Here is a 22691-nt window from a genome sequence, read left to right on the forward strand (position 1 = left end):
GGGCCGGTTATGACTCTGACGATCACGGCGGCCCCGGTCCGGCTCACCGCGGCCGGCCGGGCAGCACGCCGTACCAAGGTCCTGGAATGGATCGCGGTGCACTCATTGGCGATCGCGGCAGCGTTGTTCTTCGTCCTGCCGTTCGTGTTCGTCTTCCTGACCGCGGTGATGAGCGACCAGCAAGCACTCACCCGCGACCTGTGGCCCGACAACTGGCACTGGGAGAACCTGCGGACGGTGTGGCAGACACCGGGCTTCCTGACCTGGTGGAAGAACACCCTGATGTACGCCGGTCTCGGTACGGCGCTGACGCTGTTGTCGAGCATCCCGGTCGCCTACGCGCTGGCCCGGTTCACGTTCCGCGGCCGGAACCTCGTGCTGATGCTGGTGATCGCCACGATGATGCTTCCGCCGCAGGTGGTGATCGTGCCGATGTACCTGTTCTGGGCGAAGGAGTTGCACCTGTCCGGGACGCTGTGGCCGCTGATCATCCCGATGGCGTTCACCGACGCGTTCTCGGTCTTCCTGCTGCGGCAGTTCCTGCTCACCATCCCGAAGGACTACGTGGACGCGGCGAAGGTGGACGGCTGCGGAGACTTCACCGCACTGATCCGGATCATCCTGCCGATGGCCAAACCGGCGATCGCCGCGGTCGCGCTGTTCCAGTTCTTCTACTGCTGGAACGACTACTTCGGCCCGCAGATCTACGCCAGCGAGAACCCGGCCGCCTGGACGCTCAGCTACGGCCTGGAATCGTTCAAGGGCGCGCATCACACCAACTGGAACCTCACCATGGCCGCGACCCTGCTGGTGCTGGCACCGGTGATCATCCTCTTCTTCTTCGCTCAGAAAGCCTTCATCGAAGGCGTCACACTCACAGGGGTCAAAGGTTGAAACTCACAGTCGTAGGCGGCGGATCCACCTACACTCCCGAACTCGTCGACGGTTTCGCCCGACTGCGCGACACCCTGCCGGTGACCGAACTGGTCCTGGTCGACCCGGCTCCCAACCGGCTCGAACTGGTCGGCGGCCTGGCCCGCCGGATCTTCGCCCGGCAGGGGCATCCCGGCCGGGTGGTCACCACCTCCGACGTCGACGCGGGCATCGACGGCGCGGACGCCGTACTGCTGCAACTCCGAGTCGGTGGCCAGGCGGCCCGCAACGAGGACGAGACCTGGCCGCTGGAGTGCGGTTGCGTCGGCCAGGAGACGACCGGGGCCGGTGGACTGGCGAAGGCGTTGCGGACTGTTCCGGTCGTACTGGACATTGCCGAGCGGGTACGGCGTACGAACCCGGACGCGTGGATCATCGACTTCACCAACCCGGTCGGGATCGTCACCCGCGCGTTGTTGTCCCAGGGGCACAAGGCGGTCGGGCTGTGCAACGTGGCGATCGGCTTCCAGCGGCGGTTCGCGCGGTTGCTCGGGGTTTCGCCGGAGCAGGTCTCGCTGGACCACGTCGGACTCAACCACCTGACGTGGGAGCGCGCCGTACGCGTTGACGGCGAGGACGTGCTGCCGAAGCTGCTCGCTGACCATGCGGCTGCGCTGGCGGAGGACTTGAAGCTGCCGGCCGAGTTGTTACTGCAACTGGGCGTCGTGCCGTCGTACTACCTGCGCTACTTCTACGCACACGACGAGGTGGTGCAGGAGTTGCTGTCCAAGCCGTCGCGCGCGGCTGAGGTGGCTGCGCTGGAAAGGCAGTTGCTGGACCTGTACGCGGACCCGTTGCTGGACGAGAAGCCCGCCCTGCTCGAGCAGCGCGGTGGGGCGTACTACTCCGAGGCCGCGGTCGCGCTGGCGTCGTCGCTGCTGAACGACACCGGCGACGTGCAGGTGGTGAACACGCTGAACAACGGGACGCTGCCGTTCCTGCCGGACGACGCGGTGATCGAGGTTCCCGCTGTTGTCGGCGCTCACGGCGCACGACCCGTCTCGGTGAGCCCGGTCGAGCCTTTGTACGGCGGTCTGATCAGCCATGTGACGGCGTACGAAGAGCTGGCTCTGGACGCGGCTTTGCACGGTGGCGTCGAGCGGGTGTTCAACGCGTTGCTCGCGCATCCGCTGGTCGGGCAGCTGTCGCGGGCTCGTGCGCTGACGGACAAGTTGCTGGCTCACAATGCGGCGTACCTGCCGTGGATGCAGTGATGATTCCGGGCGGCGTGCTCGCCTTCGACGCCGGCAACAGCAAGACGGACGTCGCCCTGGTCGCCGCCGACGGTTCAGTCCTCGGTACGGCGAGGGGCGGCGGATTCGAGCCGCAGAACATCGGGGCCGCCGCGGCCGTGGCCGGGCTGGAGCCGCTGGTGATCGCGGCTGCCGCCTCGGCCGGGCTCGACGTGGGCGACGTACCGCTGGTGCAGCAGGTGTCCGCATGCCTGGCGAATGCGGATCTGCCGGTGGAAGAGGAGTGGCTGACGGCTGCCTTCGAGTCCTACGGCTGGGGGCAGTCGGTGTACGTCACCAACGACACGTTCGCGCTGCTTCGCGCGGGCGTCGACGAGCCGCGCGGTGTCGCGGTGGTGTGCGGGGCCGGCATCAACTGCGCCGGGCTGCTGCCCGATGGCCGGACGGCCCGGTTCCCGGCGCTCGGGAAACTGTCCGGGGACTGGGGCGGTGGGCAACATCTCGCCGAGGAGGCGATCTGGGCGGCCGCACGCGCCGACGACGGTCGCGGACCGGCGACCGCGTTGGTCACCGCGCTGACGTCGCACTACGGCGTTGCGTCGCTGACGACGCTGTTCGAAGGGTTCCATCTCGGCGACCTTCCCGCGGTGCGGAAGCTCGAGGCGACACCGGTGCTGTTCCAGGTCGCGGCCGCGGGTGACGCGGTGGCCAGTGCGATCGTGCGCCACCAGGCCGAGGAGATCGTGGCGATGGCGACCGTCGCGCTGCGACGACTCGACCTCCTCGACGAGCCGGTGCCGGTCGTCCTCGGCGGTGGGGTGCTGACGGCCGGACACCCGTTGCTGGTGGAGACCGTCGTACGCCTGCTGTCCGGGGCCGCTCCGAAGGCGGTCCCGCGCGTGATCGACGTACCGCCCGTCGTCGGCGCCGCCCTGCTCGGTCTGGACCGAACAGCCGCCGCCCCGGCCGCTCAGGCGGCACTCCGAGCCGCCTTCTCCGCACCCCACGCGGCCTGAGCTCGCCGGCAACTTTGTGCAGGGTTCCGCCATTTTCCGGCGGCTCAGGTGGAAACCTCGTGCACAAAGGCAGTCTGTGTAATCATGATTACATGAGTACACAGCATGAGAGTGAGCGGGTGCGCGGCTGGTTGACCGGGCGGCTGCCGAGCGGGTGGTTCGAGGGGGAGCCGGAACTGACCATCGACCGGGACGAGATCCTGATCGTCGGCCGGATCGCGGCGCCGGAGCAGAAGGGCGACGTGAGCGCCGCCGAACGGTCCGCGGCCGAGGAGGGCCGGATCAAGCAGTTCCGCGAGGACACCCGGGAGCGCCGGATCGAGATCGCCCGCGAACTCGAGCACGCCACCCGCCGCAAGGTCGCCTGGGGCGTCCAGTGCGGCGACACCCGGACGATCTTCACCTCGCTGTCGGCCCCGGTGATGACGCGCCTGCGCCAGCCCGAACGCCAGGTCCTCGACACCCTCGTCGACGCCGGCGTCGCCCGCTCCCGCAGCGACGCCCTCAGCTGGTGCGTCAAACTTGTCGCCCAGCACAGCGAGTCCTGGCTCGCCGACCTCCGCGAGGCCATGACCAAGGTGGAAGACGTCCGCCGAGCCGGCCCGGACGCCACCAACTGAACCGATCCGGGTGCCGCAACGCCCGTCACGCCCCGGCTCGCCCCGGAAGTACAACTGAGATCTTGATCACGCATGGTCACGGCCGTCGCACCCTTTGGGAGCGGCGGCCGTAGTCATTGCTTCGGAAAACTTCTACGGTGTAGCAGTCTCGACATCTTGCCTACTTCGTGGGTCTATGTTCACATTGTGGGTGCCCAAGCTCGAGACCCTGCCCCCAGCTGCCCGTTCGAAGGACTTCCGCTCATGACTTCAGACGTCGGAGTACTGATCAACACCGCGGTGGCGATCCTCGCGATCGTGGTGCTCATCGTCCGGTTCCGGGTGAACCCGGTGATCTCACTCGTGGTCGGCTCTCTGTACCTCGGCCTGGTCAGCAAGCTCGGCCTGGACAAGACGGTCGAGACCATCACCACGGGCTTCGGCGACATCATGGCCGAGGTCGGCCTGCTGATCGCCTTCGGTGTGCTGATGGGCTCGATCCTGCAGGAGCTCGGCGCGATCGAGCGCCTGGTCCGGCACCTGCTCGAGCTGTTCGGCCCGAAACGGCTGCCGTACTCGATGGCGCTGACCATCGCCACGCTGCTGCAGTCGATCTACCTCGACGTCCTGCTGGTGATCTCGGCCCCGCTCGCCCGTTCGGCGGCGCGGCGGATCGGCCCGCTCGGCAACGCCCGGATGGCGACCGCGCTGGCGATCGGCCTGGAGTGCGGCATCGTCTTGATGGTCCCCGGTGTCGGCGCGCTGGCCTTGTCCGCGTTGCTACACGTCCCGCTCGGCAAAATGCTGATCTGGGGTCTGGTGCTGATCATCCCGACCGTCGTGATCGCGATCGCGATCATGACCTTCCTGTTCCGCCGCGGCTTCTGGAAGCCCGACGTCGACGAGCAGGTCCTGACCGGCGAGCCGGTCGCGGACGAGCAGGACGAGAAGCAAGCGGTCACGGTCGGCGGGTCCGGCGCGAGCACCGGTCGGACTGACGCGGGCGCAGAGGCATCCCGGCGTACCGCGGGCGCCGGATCGGCCGACGGCGCTGGTGACGCCGCCGACGCGGACCGGAGCGAGACCGGGCAGCCGCCGTTGCTCGTGCTGTTCGTCCCGCTGCTCGCGGCGTTGCTGCTGATCGGATTCGGTGCGATCGCCGAGGCCGCCGACTGGGAGAACAAGGTCGTCTCGCTGATCTCCGACCCGGTGGTCGCGCTGCTGGTCGGTCTGGTCGGCACCTGCCTGATCGGCCGGTCCGTGATGGGTCAGCCGCGAGTGGAGAAGGCGATCGCCCGCGGGTTCAAGGAGAGTGGCCAGATTCTCATCCTCACCGCGGTCGGCGGCTCGCTCGCCGCCGTGGTCGCGGCCGGCGGACTCGGCGACATCCTGCGCGGGTACTTCAGCGCCAACACGGTCGCCCCGCTGCTGCTGGTCTGGGCGATGGCCGCCGCCCTGCACGTCGCGGTCGGCTCGGTCACCATCTCCGCGATCACCGCCGCCGGAATCCTGGCGCCGATCGCCCCGGCACTCGGGCTCGACCCGGTCCTGATCGCGTTGGCGGCGGGCTCCGGCTCGCTGTTCGCGGTGCACGTCACCAGCAACACCTTCTGGCTGCTGCAGGCACTGATGGGCCAGACCACCCGCGGGACGCTGAAGAGCTGCACGGTGGGCGTCTCGGTCGCCTCGGTGGTCGCGATCGTCCTGCTGATGCCGCTCAGCCTGCTGTTCTGAAACCGCCAACCCTCTGGAGTGCACTGCTATGACCACGAGTGAGCCGCCGGCGCCACTGGCCGGTGTCCGGGTCCTCGAACTGGGCAACTACATCGCCGCGCCGACCGCGGGCCGCCTGCTGGCGGACTTCGGCGCGGAGGTGATCAAGGTGGAACGGCCCGGCACCGGCGACGAACTGCGCAACTGGCGGTTGTACGCCGGGACCACCTCGCTGCTGTTCCGGACGATCAACCGGAACAAGCTGTCGATCGAGCTGGACCTGCGCAGCGAGTTCGGCCGCCGTACGGTGATCGACCTGGTCCGGCAGTGCGACGTCGTACTGGAGAACTTCCGGCCCGGCACGCTCGAGGCCTGGGGTATCGGCCCCGAGGTGCTGAGCGAGGCGAACCCGGAGGTGGTGCTGACCCGGATCTCCGCGTTCGGGCAGACCGGCCCGATGTCAGACCGGCCGGGCTTCGCCGCGGTCGCCGAGGCGCACGGCGGCTTCCGCGAACTGGTCGGTCATCCGGACCGTCCGCCGGCCCGGGTCGGCATCTCGATCGGTGACTCGATCGCCGGCCTGTACGCGGGTTTCGGCTCGGTGATGGCGTTGTACCGGCGCGACGTACGCCGTACTGCGGGAATGCCGCCGGCACCATTGTCCGAGCGGGTGATCGACGTGGCGCTGAACGAGTCGATGCTGTCGATGATGGAGTCGCTGATCCCGGACTACGAGGCGTACGACGTCCTGCGTGAGCGGATCGGCGGGCGGATGGAGGGCATCGCCCCGTCGAACGCGTACCTGTGCCAGGACGGCGACAGCATCATCGTGGCCGGCAACGGCGACCGGATCTTCCAGCGGCTGATGACGCTGATCGGCCGGGCGGATCTCGCGGACGACCCCGAACTGCGCTCGAACGCCGGCCGGTGGGCGCGACGCGACGAACTGGACGAGGCGATCGGCGCCTGGACCGCCGGCCGCACCGCCGCCGCGGCGATCGAGGAACTGGAGAGAGCCGGAGTCCCGTGCGGACCGATCTACACCGCGCGGGAGATCAGCCGGGACGAGCAGTACGCCGCCCGCGCGATGATCCAGCGCTTCGACGTCTCCAACGGCATCGAGGTGCTGGAGAACGTCGGCTTTCCCGGCGTCGTACCGGTGATCGGTGGGCAGTCGCTGCCGATCCGGAGCCTCGGGCCGGAACTGGGCGAACACACCCAGCAGGTGCTCGGCAGGCTGCTCGGGTTGAGCGCGGCCGAGATCCGGCGCGGGACGCACGATCTGGAGGAGGCGTCATGACGGTCACCCTGCGCGACGTCACCCTGCGGGACGGACTTCAGCTCACCGGGAAACCGTTGCCTACGGCCCGTAAAGTAGAGCTGATCCGATCCCTGCTGGCGCTGGGCGTTCCGGCGCTCGAGATCGGGTCGATGGCGCGGCCGGATCTCGTCCCCGCCGTCGCGGACACTCTCGACGTGATCCGTGCGTTGACGCCCGCGGAGCTGGAGAGGTGCTGGATCTGGGTCGCGACGCCGCGGCATGTCGCGCGGGCCGCGGAGGCCGGTGCGCGCAACTTCCAGTACTGCCTGTCGGCGTCGGACAAGCACAACCAGGCAAACCTCGGCCGGTCCACAGCGGACAGTCTTGCCGCCTTGCCTGCCGCGGTGGAGGCCGCAGCGGACGTTTCGGGCGAGGTCCAGCTGTGCATCGCCACCGCCTTCACCTGCCCGTTCGAGGGTGAGGTGCCGGTGGAACGGGTGCTGGATATCGTTCTCGATCCGCGAACCGACGGGACCAGTGACGTCGTACTGTGCGACACACTGGGACAGGCGATTCCGCAGCAGGTCCACGACCTCGTCAGCCGTACGGCGCAGATCGACGACCGACCGGTCGTGTACCACGGCCACGACACCTGGGGCCTCGGGGTCGCGAACAGCCTCGCCGCCATCAACGCCGGCGCGACGACGGTCGACGGCTCGCTCGGCGGGTTGGGCGGTTGCCCGTTCGCGCCGGGCGCGGCCGGCAACACCTCCACCGAGGACCTCGTCTTCGCGCTCCGCCCGGACTGGCTGACACCGGTCAGATTCGGCGAACTCGTCCGGATCGGGTCGGGGCTGCTCGACGACCTCGGCGAACCCAACCGCTCTCGATCCGCTCGAGGCGCCCGAGCGAGCACGACACGCTTCCCCTGGGCCTCATGATCTCCTTCCGTCTCCGTCCCCCGGCCCGGCCTCCTCTCCCGGGCCGGGGGACCCCGTCCGGCCATCGGAGGTGAATGATGATCCGCGCCGACTCCAGGCGGCAGGTCGCATACGCTGAACCCATGGCAGCAGCGGACGCGGCGGGTGGTAGCGGTCAGCCCCTCCTGGTGCTGGGCAAGATCGGTGAGATCCTCGACGCGTTCTCGCTCGAGCGGCCGTCGCTGACGCTGGGTGAGATCCGCGACGCCACCGGGTTCCCGACCTCCACGGTCCAGCGGCTCGTCACGAACATGGTCGCGCTCGGGTTCCTCGACCGGCAGGGCGACCAGTTCCGGATCGGCGTCAAGATGGCGTACTGGGCCGCGCCGGCCGTCAAGGGCGTCGACGTACTCGACCTGATCCTGCCGCTGCTCAGGCAACTGCGCGACGCCACCGGCGAGACCGCCGCGTTCTTCCGGGCCGAGCAGGGTCACCGGGTCTGTGTCGCGCTCGCGGAAACCCACCACGCGCTCCGCCGGGAGATGCACGTCGGCAAGATCATGCCGCTGCACGCCGGTTCGGCCGGTCGAGTGCTGCTGGCCTGGGACGACTCGCTGGCGCAATCGGTCCTGTCGCAACCGCTCGGACCGATCACGGACAGCACGATCACCAGCGCCGACGAACTGGCTGCCGTGATCAAGCAGACCCGCGCCGACGGCTACGCGATCACCATCGGTGAACGCGAACAGGGCGCCTCGGGCCTGTCCGCCCCGGTCTTCAAGGCCAACGGCGAACTCGCCGGCTGTGTGACGATCAGCGGCCCGACCATCCGGATGCCGCTCGACCGCTGCCTCGAATGGCTCGACCTCCTGGTCGAAGCCGCCGAACACGCCACGCGTCTCCTCGGCGGTCGGTTCCCTACCACGCTCTGATGTCAGCCGGTACGACGTAGGCCGCAAGAACAGGGCGGGCACGGTCTTCTTGGACCGCGCCCGCCCGTTCCAGAGCTTCAGGTGTCAATGGTGCCTATCGCTGGCCGCCTTGCCAGTTGCCGTCGGCGGTGGTGCCGTTGGACCAGCCGCCGGACTGCTGGGCGCCGTGGGTCGCCGGGTGCTGCTCCTGCGACGGGTAGCTGCCCTGCTGGTATCCGCTGCCTTGGCCGGAGCCGGACTGCTGGTAGCTGCCCCGGTCGTAGGTGCCGTTCGACGGCGTGGTGCCGTCGGACTGCGCCGTGGTGTTGTTCTGCATCGTGCTGCGGTCGAACAGGTTGCTGAGCGCCCGGGCCGCCATCTCACGACCACCGAGGCCGAAGGCGAGACCCATCGCCAGCGCCGCGCCGGCGAGCACGATCAGCAGGGTGTTGCCGGTCAGCTGGACCGCGATACCGAGCTGGGTCAGCGCGGCGAAGGCGGCGTACACCAGGATCGCGTACTTGCCCACCTTGGCCAGCGTCTCGTTGCCGGTGGCGCCGCGGATGATCGCCGACAGGAAGTTCGCGAACAGCGCGGCCAGGCAGACGATCACGATCGCCGCGAAGATCCGCGGGATGTAGCCGAGCATGTCGCTCATGAACGCCGAGATCTCCGGTACGCCGAGTGCGGAGGCGAACATCGTGAAGCTGATCAGGAACACGAACCAGAACACGACCTTGCCGAGCATCGCCGAAGCGGTCAGCCCCGTGCCGGACCGCTGCAGCACCCCGGACACGCCGGCTCGCTCCATCCATTGGTCGAACCCGACCCTGCCGAGCAGTTTGCCGACGAGTTTCCCGAGCACCTTGGCGACGATGTACCCGACCACCAGGATGACGAGGCCGCCGAGCAGGTTCGGGACGAACCCGAGAAGTTTGCCGAAGGCATCTTCGAAGGGCTGGGTGAAGTCGATCGCCAGTACCCGACCGGGGTGGCCGGATGGGGGCAGCATGTGCACCGTCATCGAAACTTCCTTCCGGACTGGCCCGCATCCGCTGCCGCGCACGACCGCACACGACCCCGGCACGGGCGGATGCAGTGTGTCTGGTATCACCGTGCCCCGACGCGTACAGCGCAAACGGTTGTCTCAGGCATGTAAACGACGATGGCAAGGAAAAGTGTTTGCATAAGGCAATGACCGTCGACCGCCTTGACTCGTTACCCCCGATGGGTGAACCGGTCAAGTTGGTTGAGATGCTGTGGACATGAGCGAGGAAACCTCAACCGCAGTCATCCGCCGGGCCGCCGCCGGCGACGTCGCCGGGATCGTCGCGATGATCGCCGACGACCAACTCGGCGCAACCCGCGAGTCGGCCGACGACCTGACGCCGTACCTGAAGGCCTTCGAAGCCATCGACGCCGACCCGAACCAGGTCCTTGTGGTTGCCGAACGCAACGGTGAGCTGATCGGCACGCTGCAGCTCACGATCATCCCCGGCCTGTCCCGCCGCGGCTCGTCCCGCGGCCTGGTCGAGGCCGTCCGGGTCGCCGCCTCGGCGCGCGGTGAAGGTCTCGGTACGACGTTGATGGAGTGGGCCGTCCAGGAGTCGCGGGCCCGCGGTTGCACCCTGGTCCAGCTCACCTCGGACAAGACCCGCACCGACGCCCACCGCTTCTACGAGCGCCTCGGCTTCACCAACTCCCACGAAGGCTTCAAACTCCAGCTCAACTGACCCTCATGGCCGGCGCCGCGAAGGTGTTGCAGGAGGCGGGGTTCATGGACGTGAAGGCGCGGAGGCTCCAGTAGCCGTGGTTCTTGCGGGAGCCGTGGTCGCGGATCTTCTCCGGGTTGTACTCGTCGCCGGTGTGCTTGACCATGTCCTGCCAGACGTCCAGGCGTCGGCCGGTCAGCCGGAGCGACCGTTTGTGCGCGCCGAGGAACGCTGCACCGAGACAACTCGCCTGCAGTTCCAGGCGACGCTCACCTTCCAGTTGCGCCGCCTCGGAGCCGCCGGGATGGCGGAACACGTACGTCCGCAGGATGTCGACCGTCTCCTGCAGATGGTGCCCGTACTCGTGCGCGAGCATCTCCTGGAAATCGATGTGGTTCCAGACCTTGTCGTCGTCCGGGTCGGCGAACTCCCGCCACTCGAAGCAGATGACGTGGCCCATGCTGCGATAGAACGCGTCGGTGTGCCGGGGCGGATTGCCGCACAACTGCGTGCCCGACGACTTGCCCTCGACGTACGCGTCGATCCGCGGAGCCGGCAGGTACCGACCCGCCCGCAGCACCAGCGGCGACCACGCTCTCTGCATGCACTCGACCATCACCCGCGCGTAGGCGAGCAGCCCGGCCCGCGTCCGCGCCAGTTCGCTGGGCACCTTGCAGCTCACCGTCGGCACCCGGCCGGCCGTGTACAGCCCGTTCTTGACCGGGACGAGAGTCGGGTCCATCGAAACCGCTGGCGCCCGCTTGGGCGTGGCGGACGGTGACGGCGTCGGATTGGGCACGACCACCGCCTCCGCGACCGCCGGCACCTCCGGTTGCGTGGCGGCCCCAGCAGCAACAGCAGTCAGTACGGCGACAAGCACAAACGCAGCGCCCTTCGCCGCACCTCCCATCAGCTCACCTTGCTCGCTGGAGCGGCGAAGGTGTTGCAGGAAGCAGGGCTGGCGGACTTGAAGGCGGGCCCGGCCCACAGCCACTGGCTCTTGCGTGAGCCGTGGTCGCGAACCTTCTTCGGGTTGTACTCGTCACCGCTGTGCTGAACCTGCCATTCCCACAGGTCGAGCTTCGCGCCGCTGAGACCCAGCGACTTCTGGTTCGCGCCGAGGAAGACCGCGGCCAGGCAGGACGCCTGCAACTCCCGGCGGCGGGCCCATTCCAGCTTCTCCGCCTTGGTCTTCGCCCACCCCTGGCGGGAGAACGACGCGGTGATGATCTCCGTCATCTCCTGCACGTGGTGGCCGTACTCGTGCGCCAGGGTGTCCATCATCCACAACCGGGCTGCGAGCTTGTCCTCCTTGTAGCCGGCGAGATCGTTCTTCCAGTTGATGTTGATGCTTTCGTCGGCGCTGCAGTAGTACGCGGTCTCGGCCTCACCTGAGCAGGTCGAGGCCGGTGCCTGGTTGCTCTGCAACACGACCTTCGGCGGCCGGAAGTCGTAGCCCGCCTTCCTGATCACCGGCTCCCAGGCCTTGTTCAGGCAGGGCAGCATCGCGTTGTAGTACCTCAGGATCGCCGACTGGGAGTTCGGCTTGATGGCCGGTTCCTTGCAGTTCACCGCGGGAACCTTCCCGACGGTGTACAGCTCGTTCTTCCGGAGGCGGACCAGGTCCGGGACCGGCTGGACGGTGACGGTGACGGTGGGGTCGGCGGGGACGGGGAGGGGCGCCTCGGACTTCTTGACCGAGGGGCGGGCCATCGGGCTGTCGACGGTGTCGTAGGAGTTGACGAGTTTGAACCCGCCGACGGTGCCGCCGGTGACGAGGACCAGGGCGAGCACGGACAGTCCGGCGATCACGGCCTTCGAGTACTGCCGAGGTGGCGTGATCGGCGGCGGTTCGGCCGAGAACTGGGCTCCGTTCCGCGATGACGGTTCGTGCCAGCCCACCGGACGAGCGCGGCCGGTACGGCGGGTGCCGACCAGCGGCGTGACCGGGGCGCCCAACGGGGTGGGCGGCGGTGCGCCGAAACTGGTCTCGGTTCCGGGGGCGGGCGGGAGTGGCCGAGCTGTCTTCCGCAGGGACGGGTCGAGGGGTCCGAGGGCGCGGGCCTTGCCGAGGCCGAGCGACTGCCGGCGCTGAGCGGCTCGGACCCGGTCGCCCTCGGTCAGAATGTCGCCGGCACCGCCCGGCAGAAAGTGCCCTGGCTTGGGCAGGCCGCCCCCGCTCCGCGCCGTACCCGATCCGGGCGCCGCGAGGCCGGGAGCCGGACCTCCGTCAGGTGCGCCACCGGCCGGCATGCCTGGGTCGGCCGGCGTCGATGCGCCGGCCGTGGACGATGGATCTGTGTCCGGGTGCTCCTCAGGCATCGCTCGTCCCCATCGTTCGTTCCGTTCCGTCAGCCGACCTTGGCGGATGATGCCACGAAAGTGTTGCAGGTGCCGGGATCGGTACTGGCAAAGCCCTGGTTCATCCACAACGCGAGACTCCTGGCCGACCCGTGGTCGCTCACCTTGTCCCCGGAGTTCTCGTCGCCGCCGTGCTTGATCAGCCAGGTCCACTGGCTCAGCAGTACGCCGCGCAGCGGGAAGCTCGCCTTGGCCGCGCCGAAGAACACCGCCGACAGGCAGTTCGCCTGCAGCGCCTGGCGGCGGTCCAGCTCCAGCCGCGCCGCCTCGGTCGGCTGGGTGTCACGCAGATTGCTGGTCGCGTCGAAGATCCCGGTCAGGTTCTGCAGATGGGCGCCGTACACGAAACCGAGTGACTGGGCCATCTCGACGCGGACGTTGGCCCGGTTCTTCGGGTACTCCTCGGTGAGCTTCTGCCACGGCATCGTGACACTGCCGCCCTGCTCGTCGGCGCAGTACGACGCCACGTCCTTCTGGATGCCGCAGGCCGTCTCCTGGCCGTCGTCGAACACGATCAGCCGCGGCGACCGGAACTCGAACCCGGCCCGGGTGACGAGCGGCGTCCAGGCGCGGTCCATGCAGGCGATCAGGGCCTGGTAGTACGAGTGGACGTTCTCCTTGGAGGTCGGCCGGTACGCCGGTTCCTGGCACTTGACCGTCGGCAGCGGGCCGGTCGCGTAGAAGGGGTTCTCCTTCTGTACGACGGCGTCCGGGGTCGGCTCCGCGGCCGGCGTGGGGATGCCGGACGGATGGTAGGACGGCGTGGCGAGGGGTTTGGCGATGTACTCGTCGTACGACAGCAATGCTTTCGCCGCGAGCGCGACTCCTCCGCCGACGACCAGGAGCGCGGCGACGACGACGGCGGCGATCAGTACCTTCGACCGCTCCTTGGGGACGAACGGGATCGGCTCGGGCGCGAAGACGGCCCGGTAAGCCGCGGCCGCCGGATCATCAGGCGGCGGCGGCCCGAACCGGGTCCCGGAAAGCTGAACCGACCGCCCCGACTCCACCGATCCGGAAGGCGGTCCCGACCGGCCCGAGCCCAGGCGCGGTGTCGGCGCGGCCAGAGGAGCGGCTCCGGACCTCGATGCGTCGTCTGCCGAGTCACCCGCGCCCGCGCCGCCAGGCAGGAAATGGCCAGGCTTCGGCGCCGGCTTGTCCGCCATGAATCCCCGCTCTCCCCAGTACCGGCCGCCGCCGGTCCACCCACACGTCGATCGCGGCCGGCCCCTCCTGCACCGCCGCAAGATGCTAAGCCCTGCACCCCACCGGTGCATACCGGATTCCCCTTTTCGACACCGTTTCGCGACCGGCCGACCCACCTGCCTGACCTTCGCGATGCCGGCGGCTCGCAAACCGGCGACCTGACTGTTGCCGGTGCCGCCCGGTAGGACATGCTGGGGGCATGAGCTGGGCTGTGTACGCGATGCGAGGACCGGGAGGCGTACGCCGCCTCGACGACATTCCGGACGGATACGAACCGCCTTCGGTCGGTACGGCGGAAGACGTGGTGGCGAAGGTCCGTGAGGTCGTCCCGGACGTGGACGCCAGCAAGCCGTCCTGGCTGACGTTGCGCAGCGACGACTTCGACGTCGAGATGACGATCGGCAAGGGCGTCGAGGTCCGCGACATCACCTTCTACCTGAACGACGGACCGCGCTCGATCCCGATCGTGATGGAGATCAGCCGCCGCCTCGGCGTCACGCCGTACGACACCGAGTCCGGCAACTTCCTCACCGAGGAGTCCCGTCCGCCGGTCCCGCCGCCGCTGACCGAGGACGAGATCAAGGCCAACAAGCCCAAGTGGTGGAAGTTCGGCCGCAAGTAACCCCTTCAGGCGACTTCCAGCCGGGTCAGGCGGGGCGGCGGGAGACGAGGACGCCGATCTTGTTGATGCGGTGCTCGGGGTTGCCCAATTCGTCGGCCCAGTAGTTGCCGGCGGCGTGGTCCTCGGGCGTGGCGCAGGTCGAGAGGGTGATCATCGCCTGGGTGGGGGTGACACCCGGGCGGCCCGGGACGGCGGCGTTCTGCTGGGCGATCTCGGCCGGTTTGCGGAACGAGATCGTCATCGTCCGGTTGACGACGTAGTCGTAGACGAACCCGTTCGCGGTGACGAGGACGTGGTCGCCGTTGTTCAGCTCCGGGACGCGGCCGAACGGGCGCCCGTGCGTGGTCCGGTGCGCGGTGATGATGTAGTTGCCGATCTCGCCCGGTCCCACCCCACCGGCCCTACCGCGCGGGCTGGCGGCGACCCCGCGGTCCTGGATCACGGTGCCGGGCCGGTCGTCGGCGGTCCCGGTGTACGGCACCACGCGCAACCGCCGTACGCCGATCGCCGGGATCGACATGCTGGCCACGGTCGTGTTCGAGCGCTCGGTGGTCGGACTGGGACTCCGCGGCACAGACGGTGTGCTCGTCGGCGTCGGCGTCGGCGCGGCGGGCGTGGGCGCGGCGGTCGGCGTACTCGTCCGTGCCGACGGGCTGCTCGGCGCGGCCGGCGTACTGGGCGTCACTCGACTGGACGACTCGCCCACCGGGCCCGCCACATCGGCACACCCGACCAGCCCAGCCGCCACCACAACCGCACCAACCATCCAACGCCCCACACCCCGACGGTAGCCCGCCCCACCGAAAACCGCCCGAAAACCCAGGCCGTCAGGTAGCCGAGTCCAGCAGCACAAGGCTGGCGGGGCCGACGGCGAGGGTTCCCGAGGTGAGCGGGGTGGTGCGGATGCCGGCGTGGCCACGGAGGTTTTTGAAGGCGCCGGGAGCCAGCACGGTGTCCATCCAGGCGCACGGGTTGGCCGGGCGGTTGGCCTGGAACTCGACGGGACCGGCCCCGGAGTCGAGGGTGAAGCGACGGCCGGAGATGCGGGTGCCGTCGGCGGTACGGCGGGCCGCGAGGGCGCCGACGGGAAACCCGCGCAGGATGATGTTGCGGCGGAGGAGCAGCGGGTCCGGGGCAGCGGAAAGTCGCAGGCTCTGAGCGAGCTCGTCCACCGCGGCCGCGTCGAGGAACGTGACGGCCGCGTTGCGATGGATCGTCTGCCCGTAGTACCGATCCCCGACGATTCCGAGGCCGGCGCGGACCTCGACCTCCGGCCGGCCGACCGGCGACGGGTCGGGACGCGCACCATCCTGCGGTCGCCCATCGAAGGCGTGGATGGGTGAGACCATCAGCGCGACGATCTCCACCGGGATGCTCACCTGTCTCACAGTACGAGCCTTAACCCCAGGTCAGCGGGTCGAGGAGGCGGTAGAACTCCAGACGGCGCTGATCAGGTTCCGGTACGCCGTACGCGGTCAGGAACGGGCCGGCATCGGCCGACCACTCGTCGTGCAGCTGGATCGTCGTCAGGGCCAGATCGGAGTAGCGGTCGGCGATGCCGAGACGGCCGAGGTCGATCAGCCCGGTGACCTCCAGCGTCAGCGGATCGAAGAAGAAGTTCGGCAGACACGCGTCACCGTGACAGACCGCGAGCTCCATATCGGCCTCGATGGAGGGACGTTCTGCGACCACCCGGCGCAGCAGCTCGGCCGGCTCGAGCCGCCGCCACTCGTCGGTCAGGAACGCCGGATTCACGGCACCGCGTCCCACGACATCTTCAGCGGCGGCGATCACGGACTCCAGAGGCCTCTCGAACGGACAGTCCGGCAACTCGTGGAGCTCACGCAGCACGACGCCGAGGTTCTGCATCGCCTTGAGCTGGGCGGATTCGGGCAGGTCCGTCGCGGCCACCCCCGGCACGGCCGTCGTCACCAGACAACCACCCTCAGCGGACTCCAGCCAGTCCACGACTGTTGCCCCCGGCAACCCGGTCCCGGCCAACCACTCCACCCGATCGCGCTCATCCCGCAGTTCCGCGAGACCCTCCACGGCGCAGCACTTCGCGAAAACCTCACCCCGCCGGAACACCGATGTCGCGGACTCGCCGATCGTCACCGGCTCCCAGCCGTCACCCTTCGGCTGGAACACGCGACGAATCCCGGACGATCAGTTGCCAGGGGAAGTCGAAGACCTCACCGTCCGCGCCCTCCCGATCGGTCAGCCGGGAGACGATGATCCGCGCCAGCGCCTCGTTGAACCCGACCGGCCCGACCGTCGACAGCGACGGGTCGAGATGCTCCCCCTCGGGGATGTTCCCGACGCCGACCACCGCCAGGTCCCGGGGTACGTCGATCCGCAGCCGATGGGCCGCCCGGACGGCCGCGATCGCCGCGAAGTCCGTCGTACAGTAGATCGCCGTCGGCCGGTCCGGCTTGGTCAGCAGCGCCATCGCAGCCCGGTAGGCGCCTTCCGGATGACGTTCGAAGACCTCGATGTCGTCGTCGCGGATGGGCCGCCCGGCCTTCCGCATCGTGTTCAGGTACGCGTCGAAGCGGGCAAATCCCGACGTCCGCGAGGTGAGCGCGCCGACCCGCGAGTGGTTCTCGAGCAAGTGCTCCACGGCCAGGTGACAGCGCGGCTCGGCGCCCGACCGGATCACGTCGAAGCCACGCGGCTCCAGGGTCTCGCTGAAGGCCACGATCTGCACGCCCTGCGCGGCGAAAGTCTCCAGTTCGGCGATCTGCGACGGGTCCGAACTGACGCTGTCGATGAAGATCACGTCCGGTGTCCGGTTCGACAGCACCGTCCGCCAGTCACCGTCCGCGACGATCAGCGCGGTCTTCCCGAGCGGGCTGACAGCCGCGCTGACCGTGGCCGCGACCGCCTGCGACCACGGGTCGGCGAGCACGCTGAGGGACAGCAGCACCAGGTCGGACTTGCCGGTGCGGATCGCGCGAGCCGCGTCGTTGCGCCGGTAGCCGAGTCTGGTGGCCGCCTCGCGGACCCGGTCGGCGGTCGAGTCCTTGATGGTGTGGCTGCGATGCCGGCCGGACAGCACGTACGACACGGTCGCGAGCGACACCCCGGCCTCGGCCGCGACCATCCGCAGCGTCGGCCGGTCGGCGGCCGCGGGTCGTTGCCCCATCGACATGTGATCGATTCTTGCAGAATGCACCTGGTCCTCGACGGCTCCGGTCTTACGCCCTGGGCACGAAAAGCGGCCGGCGACCGCGGGGTACGACTCCCGCGGCCGCCGGCCGGACACCAGGTCCTTCGACCTGGTCAGCGTGGATCAGTCGATCAGCACCTGACGATCAGGCTGGTGAGTGCGCTACAGGTGCGGCTCGCCTGGTCGTTCGCCGCGTTCGGGTCGGCCGGGCTGCTCTCGGTGCGCTCCGCCGTCGCGACCAGCGACCCGAGCGTGAGCAGGCCGGCGTCGGCCGCGAATGTCCGAGTCGTGCTGGCACCACTCGCCAGGGCCGGAATGTCGCAGGTGACCGTCCTGGTCCCGGCAACCCGGGTGCAACCGGTCGAACCGGCGTACACCAGACCGGCCGGGTAGGTGCCGGTCACCCGGACACCGGTGGCGTCAGCCGGCCCGTCGTTCTTCACGGTGATCGTGTAGGTGACCCGCGAGACCAGCAGGCCCCGCGCCACCGCGTTCAGCGCCACCGCGACGTCGGCCTCGGCCGGCGCGGGCGGCAGGATCGTGAGGACCGGACCGTCCAGGATCTCGAACGCGTAGTTCTCACCGATGAACTGGTGCTGCAGGGTGACCTGCCCGGCCGGAGCCATGTCCTTGACCCGGAGGGTGAACACCACCGTCCTGGTCTCACCGCTGGCCATGTCGCCGAAGCCGCCGCGGATGCTGCTGCCCAGCACATCACAGGCGAACGCGCCCGGACACGACACCAGGTCGACCAGTCCGGGGAGCGACGACTCCTTGCCGTACAGACCGGCCTTCGCGCCGGTGATCGTGAACGCCCGGTCGTTGTGCAGCGTCTGGGTGACCGTGAAGGTCTCCCCTGGACGCACCGACGTCGGACTGACCTCGATCGCACTCGACGGCGGCGCCGCCGTCGCCACCTGCGGAACCGCCACCAGGCCGGCTCCGGCCACCGCCGTCACCAGCGCAGCACGCAGCAATCTCAAGGCACGCATAGTAAAGCCCCCACCCCAGGTCGAACTTTCCCCCACACCCGCTGAACGCGGTGACAAGAGTATGGACCGCCCGGCCATCGGGTACAACACTCAGCCCACAAGGAGTTTGCGAACGGCAACGACCCCCCGAGGACTGGAGTCGCCCGGTACTGTCGTTGACGCGTGGTTGCCGCAAACAACCGGAGGAAAGGTGCTCGAGATCAGTGGCCTGATCTGGGCCGTCACCATCGGCCTGATCGTCGTACTGCTGGCTGTGGACCTGGTGCTCGCGGCGGTGCGGCCGCATCGGGTCGGGTTCCGGGAGGCGGCCGGATGGTCGATCTTCTACGTCCTGGTGGCGATCGCCTTCGGCGTGTGGTTCATGTCGGCGTACGGCGGTGACTTCGGGGCGGAGTACTTCGCCGGCTATATCGTCGAGAAGAGCCTGTCGGTCGACAACTTGTTCGTGTTCGTCATCATCATGACCACGTTCGCCGTACCCGAGAAGCACCAGCAGAAGGTGCTGACGTTCGGCATCGTGCTGGCGCTGGTGATGCGGGCGATCTTCATCGCGCTCGGGGCGACGCTGCTGTCGCTGTTCTCGTTCATGTTCCTGCTGTTCGGCCTGCTGTTGCTGTACACCGCGGTGCAACTGTTCCGGCATCGTGACGAGGACCCCGACGTCGAGAACAACGTGATCGTGAGGACCGCCCGGCGGGTGCTGCCGGTCAGCGACGACTACGTCGACGGCAAACTCGTCGCCCGGATCGACGGTCGCAGGGTCGTCACGCCGCTGTTCGTCGTACTGGTCGCGATCGGCGGTGTCGACCTGCTGTTCGCCCTCGACTCCATCCCGGCGGTGTTCGGCGTCACCGAGGAGGCGTACATCGTGTTCACCGCCAACGCCTTCGCGCTGCTCGGCCTGCGCGCCTTGTTCTTCCTGGTCAAGGGTCTGCTGGACCGGCTCGTCTACCTGTCCGCGGGCCTGGCCGTCATCCTCGCCTTCATCGGCGTGAAACTGATCCTGCACTGGGGCCACGTCGACATCGACGACCGCATCCCCGAGGTCCCCACCCCCCTCAGCCTCGGCGTCATCATCGCCATCCTGACCGTCGTCGTCATCGCCAGCCTGATCAAGACCCGCCACGACCCCACCGCCAAAGCCCACGCCGGCTCCCTCCACGGCCACCGCGAGGATCGAGACACGGCCTGACCTGGAGGGATGGAAAGGGCGCCCCCGGCTTCGGTCCGGGGGCGCTCTCTCGGCATCAGCTGACTGTCACGACGCGGTACGGCGAGACCGCCTGCGCGTGGTCCGCGTCGCCCGGGAACCAGGCCCGGTAGGCGTAGCTGCCCTTGGCCGCCGGCCTGATGCCGAAGGCATACTTCCCGGAGCTGCTGAGCTTGACCGAGGCGATCGACTTCCATGCCCTGTTCGAGTACAGCTGTAGGTACACCAACTTCCCGTAGTGCGCGGGCGCGACGTACCCGGACAGCGCGGTCGTACCGCCCAGCCGGATCGCGGTCGGCGACAGCGCCGAGGAGACCGTCGGCGCGACGTTCACTGTGATGTCCGCAGTCCGCGTCCCCATCAGGTCGGCGTTGCCGGGGAACGTCAGCATGTACACCGACGACACCGCCGGCTTGTGCACAACCGACACCGTCCCCGTCGAAGATGTCTTCAACGCCGCCAACAGCTTGAAGGTGGACACATTCTTCGGCCGCACATAGACGTTGACGGGCAGCCCGGCGTACGCCTTGTTGTCGATCCGCAACGTGCTCCCCTTGATCGTGACCGACCCGCCGTAGTTGACCAACGTCGAGGTCGTCGCAATCCCGGACTTCATCCCCAGCAACTGCTTGACGGCTGCGGGGCCGTACTTCCCGCCGCGGTCCTTCACCCAGGCGGCGTAGGTGTAGGTCGTGCCCTGCGCGAGGCCCGTATTCTTCACGGCCGTCCCGGTGCCGGCGTACACGAGCGTGCCCGTCGTCGGCGTCGGCGCCGTGCTGCCGACGTTGCGCCGCACGATCACCTGATCGAGATCCGGGGTCGACGGAATCGTCCACGCCAAGTTGGCGGCCAGGTACGCCCCACTGCCCGTGAACGTCGTCAGCTTCTGCGGCGCGAGATCGGCCGTGCTGAAGACAGTCCGGACAAAGGGCGCGCTGGTGCCGTCCGCATACTCCAGAGCCTCCGCGATGATCTTGTACGGCGAGTTGTCGAGCAGCGGCGCGTTCGGGGTGATGACCGCCGTCCGAGCCGATGCGTCGTACGTGACGCCGGACGGGACCCAGGCGCCGGTCTTGCCGTGCACCAGCTTGATCCAGCCCGGACCGATCTTGCTCGGGTTCATGTCCCGGGCGAAGGTCAGCGTCGGCGTCGCCGTCACGGCCGCGGTGGTTGACAGGTCAGCCGGCCACACGTCGCGGATCACGTAGCCCCAACCGGTGTCGTCGGGTACGCCGGTGCCGCCCTCACTGACGGTCAGGGTGTAGGGCCGAGTGTCGCGAGAACCGTTCGTGTTGCGCACCGCGATGTACGACGTGCCGGCCTCTGCGCTGACGTCGGTGTCCGCCGTCAGCTTCTGCCACTTCGGGCCTCCGGTGCCCGGGTCGAGCTCGTTCGGGAACGGGTTGGCCGCCAGCGCCGCCGACTTCAGGTCCGGGCCGTACACCTGGACCTCCGGGCCGATGTTGGCCGGGAACTGGTCCTCGTCGAAGAGTGCGCCGGTCAACGAGACCCTGAGGTTGCGAGCCGCGGCCGAGTCGACGGCGTACCAGTCGACCTCACCTTCGACGCTGATCGGCGCCGAGACGGTGGCCGGCGTCGATGCGGTCACGGTCAGCTTGGTCGCCCGGGCGGGCTGGTCGTTGCCGTCGGCCGGGTTGACCGGGAAGTCCGTGGCCCACTTGCCGCCGAGGGTGGCGTACGCGTCCAGAATGCCGGCCCCGTAGTACGGGTCGGTCCCGCGCGGACCGGCGTCCCGGGCGAGTACCTTCAGCCGGGTCGCGATCTCCGTATTGCTGAACGTCGGCCACTTGTTCTTCACCAGTGCGGCCACGCCGGCCACGATCGGGGCCGAGCACGAGGTGCCGGTGCAGTACCAGTAGGGCAGATAGCCGGACGGTGTCATCGACCGGGGACCGGGGCTGAGGATGTCCCAGCCCGGAGCTGCGATGTCGACCCACTCGCCGTAGGAGCTGAAGCTGGTCAGTGCGCCACCGGCGTTCGTCGCCCCGACCGCGATGACGTGGGGGTACGCAGCCGGGAAGTGGGGCACGTTGCTGCCGTCGTTGCCTGCGGCCGCGATCAGGGTCACGTTGCTGTTCACGGCGTTCTGGATGGATGCGCGCAGGACCTCGTTGTCGCCCGGGCCGCCGAGGGACATGTTGATCACCTTGGCACCGTGGGCGACCGCCCAGTCGATGCCTTCGGCAATATCGGCGTCGTACCCCGTGCCGTCGGAGGCCAGGACCTTGACCGGCATCGCCTTGGCGGACCAGCCGACGCCGGCGACGCCGATGCCGTTGTTCGCCGCCGCGGCGATGATGCCGAGCGTCATCGTGCCGTGGCCGTTGTCGTCGACCGGGTTCGGCCGGGTACTGGACACCGCGTTGTAACCGGGCACCAGGCGCCCGACCAGGTCCGGGTGACCGGCGTCGACACCGGTGTCCAGCACGGCGACGATCTGGTTGCCGGTCGACTTGGACACGTCCCACGCCTGCGGCACCCGGACGGTGTTCAGGTACGACGCCTGATCCGGGCCGTACCACTCGTCGTTCGGTACGGCGGAGATCCGGCGCTTGTAGTTGAGCGAGGCCAACTCGACCGTCGGGTCGGCCTTGACCTTCTTCAGCAGCTCAGGCGCCGACAGCTTGCCGGTGAGCCGGACGACGCTCGAGGTGACCGACTGCTCGGCAGTGGCGCCGACCTTGGACACCGCCGCCTTGCGGGCCGAGATGGTGGCCTTCTTCTTGAACTTGACCATCACCGCGTTCGGCTCGAACTCGGCCTTCGCCGTGTTGTGATGCGCGGTGAACGGCGGGCGGTAAGGACGGGGCTCGGCGGCGGAACCGGACGAACCGGTCACGGCGACCAAGCCA

Annotated in this window: 22 protein-coding genes; 12 read left to right on the top strand and 10 right to left on the bottom strand. The window is 68.7% G+C overall.

Annotated features, from left to right (window positions below; genetic code table 11):
* Positions 1–9 precede the first annotated feature (9 nt).
* The 8 genes from ACYVOK_RS29505 (at position 10) to ACYVOK_RS29540 (ending at position 8567) form a co-directional block, all read left to right on the top strand.
* Positions 10–894: a carbohydrate ABC transporter permease gene (locus ACYVOK_RS29505; RefSeq protein ID WP_460665838.1), complete on the top strand. Its 885-nt coding sequence runs from the start codon at positions 10–12 to the stop codon at positions 892–894.
* Positions 891–2147: a 6-phospho-beta-glucosidase gene (locus ACYVOK_RS29510; protein ID WP_460665839.1), complete on the top strand. Its 1257-nt coding sequence runs from the start codon at positions 891–893 to the stop codon at positions 2145–2147. Before ACYVOK_RS29505 ends, ACYVOK_RS29510 begins: the two co-directional genes overlap by 4 nt.
* Positions 2135–3142: an N-acetylglucosamine kinase gene (locus tag ACYVOK_RS29515; RefSeq protein ID WP_460665840.1), complete on the top strand. Its 1008-nt coding sequence runs from the start codon at positions 2135–2137 to the stop codon at positions 3140–3142. The genes ACYVOK_RS29510 and ACYVOK_RS29515 overlap by 13 nt, the downstream gene beginning before the upstream one ends.
* 92 nt (positions 3143–3234) lie before the next feature.
* Positions 3235–3762: a hypothetical protein gene (locus ACYVOK_RS29520; RefSeq protein ID WP_460665841.1), complete on the top strand. Its 528-nt coding sequence runs from the start codon at positions 3235–3237 to the stop codon at positions 3760–3762.
* A gap of 243 nt (positions 3763–4005) precedes the next feature.
* Positions 4006–5475 (top strand): GntP family permease, encoded by a 1470-nt coding sequence (locus ACYVOK_RS29525; RefSeq protein ID WP_460665842.1) that lies wholly within the window; start codon positions 4006–4008, stop codon positions 5473–5475.
* Positions 5476–5503: 28 nt separating this feature from the next.
* Positions 5504–6754, top strand: coding sequence for a CaiB/BaiF CoA transferase family protein (locus tag ACYVOK_RS29530; protein ID WP_460665843.1), 1251 nt, complete (start codon positions 5504–5506; stop codon positions 6752–6754).
* Positions 6751–7656, top strand: coding sequence for a beta/alpha barrel domain-containing protein (locus ACYVOK_RS29535; protein WP_460665844.1), 906 nt, complete (start codon positions 6751–6753; stop codon positions 7654–7656). The genes ACYVOK_RS29530 and ACYVOK_RS29535 overlap by 4 nt, the downstream gene beginning before the upstream one ends.
* Before the next feature lie 122 nt (positions 7657–7778).
* Entirely contained in the window at positions 7779–8567 is a 789-nt protein-coding gene (locus tag ACYVOK_RS29540; RefSeq protein ID WP_460665845.1) for an IclR family transcriptional regulator, read from the top strand.
* 94 nt (positions 8568–8661) lie between these two features.
* Here the strand turns inward: ACYVOK_RS29540 and ACYVOK_RS29545 are convergent, their stop codons facing one another.
* Positions 8662–9570, bottom strand: a complete 909-nt coding sequence (locus ACYVOK_RS29545) for a mechanosensitive ion channel family protein (protein WP_460665846.1) — start codon at positions 9568–9570, stop codon at positions 8662–8664.
* Positions 9571–9811: 241 nt separating this feature from the next.
* On the opposite strand from ACYVOK_RS29545, the gene ACYVOK_RS29550 reads away from it, so the two are divergent.
* Complete coding sequence (locus tag ACYVOK_RS29550) at positions 9812–10279, top strand: GNAT family N-acetyltransferase (RefSeq protein WP_460665847.1); 468 nt, start codon at positions 9812–9814, stop codon at positions 10277–10279.
* Here ACYVOK_RS29550 and ACYVOK_RS29555 read toward each other — a convergent pair.
* The 3 genes from ACYVOK_RS29555 to ACYVOK_RS29565 are packed head-to-tail and all read right to left on the bottom strand — an operon-like array spanning position 10272 to position 13785.
* On the bottom strand, positions 10272–11168 hold the full coding sequence (locus tag ACYVOK_RS29555; RefSeq protein WP_460665848.1) for a neutral zinc metallopeptidase: 897 nt from the start codon (positions 11166–11168) through the stop codon (positions 10272–10274). The genes ACYVOK_RS29550 and ACYVOK_RS29555 overlap by 8 nt on opposite strands.
* Entirely contained in the window at positions 11168–12580 is a 1413-nt protein-coding gene (locus ACYVOK_RS29560) for a neutral zinc metallopeptidase (RefSeq protein ID WP_460665849.1), read from the bottom strand. The genes ACYVOK_RS29555 and ACYVOK_RS29560 overlap by 1 nt, the downstream gene beginning before the upstream one ends.
* A gap of 29 nt (positions 12581–12609) precedes the next feature.
* Complete coding sequence (locus ACYVOK_RS29565) at positions 12610–13785, bottom strand: neutral zinc metallopeptidase (RefSeq protein ID WP_460665850.1); 1176 nt, start codon at positions 13783–13785, stop codon at positions 12610–12612.
* Positions 13786–14024: 239 nt separating this feature from the next.
* On the opposite strand from ACYVOK_RS29565, the gene ACYVOK_RS29570 reads away from it, so the two are divergent.
* Complete coding sequence (locus tag ACYVOK_RS29570; protein WP_460665851.1) at positions 14025–14447, top strand: hypothetical protein; 423 nt, start codon at positions 14025–14027, stop codon at positions 14445–14447.
* A gap of 25 nt (positions 14448–14472) precedes the next feature.
* On the opposite strand, the gene ACYVOK_RS29575 is transcribed toward ACYVOK_RS29570, so the two are convergent.
* Positions 14473–14967 (bottom strand): class E sortase, encoded by a 495-nt coding sequence (locus ACYVOK_RS29575; RefSeq protein WP_460665852.1) that lies wholly within the window; start codon positions 14965–14967, stop codon positions 14473–14475.
* On the opposite strand from ACYVOK_RS29575, the gene ACYVOK_RS29580 reads away from it, so the two are divergent.
* On the top strand, positions 14966–15238 hold the full coding sequence (locus tag ACYVOK_RS29580) for a hypothetical protein (protein WP_460665853.1): 273 nt from the start codon (positions 14966–14968) through the stop codon (positions 15236–15238). The two genes, ACYVOK_RS29575 and ACYVOK_RS29580, sit on opposite strands and share 2 nt — an antisense overlap.
* A gap of 36 nt (positions 15239–15274) precedes the next feature.
* On the opposite strand, the gene ACYVOK_RS29585 is transcribed toward ACYVOK_RS29580, so the two are convergent.
* The 4 genes from ACYVOK_RS29585 to ACYVOK_RS29600 all read right to left on the bottom strand — a co-directional run bounded on the left by ACYVOK_RS29585 (position 15275) and on the right by ACYVOK_RS29600 (position 18599).
* Complete coding sequence (locus tag ACYVOK_RS29585) at positions 15275–15826, bottom strand: molybdenum cofactor biosysynthesis protein (protein ID WP_460665854.1); 552 nt, start codon at positions 15824–15826, stop codon at positions 15275–15277.
* Between the two features lie 19 nt (positions 15827–15845).
* Positions 15846–16604: a phosphotransferase gene (locus ACYVOK_RS29590; RefSeq protein WP_460666342.1), complete on the bottom strand. Its 759-nt coding sequence runs from the start codon at positions 16602–16604 to the stop codon at positions 15846–15848.
* A complete protein-coding gene (locus ACYVOK_RS29595) occupies positions 16576–17592 on the bottom strand; it encodes a LacI family DNA-binding transcriptional regulator (RefSeq protein ID WP_460665855.1) in 1017 nt (338 codons plus the stop codon). The genes ACYVOK_RS29590 and ACYVOK_RS29595 overlap by 29 nt, the downstream gene beginning before the upstream one ends.
* Positions 17593–17747: 155 nt before the next feature.
* Entirely contained in the window at positions 17748–18599 is an 852-nt protein-coding gene (locus ACYVOK_RS29600) for a hypothetical protein (protein ID WP_460665856.1), read from the bottom strand.
* A 199-nt stretch (positions 18600–18798) separates the two neighbouring features.
* Between ACYVOK_RS29600 and ACYVOK_RS29605 the strand changes: the two genes are divergently transcribed.
* The gene (locus ACYVOK_RS29605; protein WP_460665857.1) at positions 18799–19800 is read left to right on the top strand and encodes a TerC/Alx family metal homeostasis membrane protein; all 1002 of its coding nucleotides are present in this window, start codon (positions 18799–18801) and stop codon (positions 19798–19800) included.
* Between the two features lie 55 nt (positions 19801–19855).
* Here the strand turns inward: ACYVOK_RS29605 and ACYVOK_RS29610 are convergent, their stop codons facing one another.
* A complete protein-coding gene (locus tag ACYVOK_RS29610) occupies positions 19856–22678 on the bottom strand; it encodes a S8 family serine peptidase (protein ID WP_460665858.1) in 2823 nt (940 codons plus the stop codon).
* Between the last annotated feature and the right edge of the window lie 13 nt (positions 22679–22691).

The organism is Kribbella swartbergensis (assembly GCF_054784135.1).